This is a genomic window from Gemella bergeri ATCC 700627 (genome assembly GCF_000469465.1).
Classification (GTDB): Bacteria; Bacillota; Bacilli; order Staphylococcales; family Gemellaceae; genus Gemella; species Gemella bergeri.
Window position 1 is genome coordinate 1 of record NZ_KI271802.1, and the last position, 565, is coordinate 565.

General features: G+C 25.1%; 1 protein-coding gene. It reads left to right on the forward strand.

The window, feature by feature from the left end; genetic code table 11:
- Window positions 1-257 precede the first annotated feature (257 nt).
- Window positions 258-416: a transposase gene (locus HMPREF1983_RS01035; protein ID WP_021752421.1), complete on the forward strand. Its 159-nt coding sequence runs from the start codon at window positions 258-260 to the stop codon at window positions 414-416.
- Window positions 417-565 lie beyond the last annotated feature (149 nt).

Here is a 565-nt window from a genome sequence, read left to right on the forward strand (position 1 = left end):
TTCCCCCGGAAAATCATTATACCTAATTTTCATATAATTTTACTGTGTTAGAGATTTTGATTATCTACAATTATTTTTTATTTATTCTTCATACTATTTTTTTATTTCTCTTCTACATATTTTTAATTTTCATTCTTTATTATAATTAATAAATATCCAATTATATTTTTTATTAGTGATTGGACTAGAATAAACTAGACAGATATTAGTAAGAAAGATATAATAAAAAAGGAGAGTCAAACCGAAGAGAACGAAGAGTGTTTAGCCAAGAATTTATAAAACAAATAGTAGAATTATACAAGACAGGAAAAAGAAAAAGCGAGATAATGAGAGAATATGAATTATCCTCAAGCACACTAGCCAGATGGATAAAACAATCAAAAAAACATGTTCATTCAAACACGCAGATAACTTAATAGAAAAAGAAAAAAACTACTACGATTAAGAAAAGAAAATCAAAAGTTTAAAAATGGAGAGTGATATTTTAGCAAACAGTGCTGATAATGGGATGAAAAGACTAATAATACAACAAAACAAAGACAAATATCCAATATAATTAAAGTGC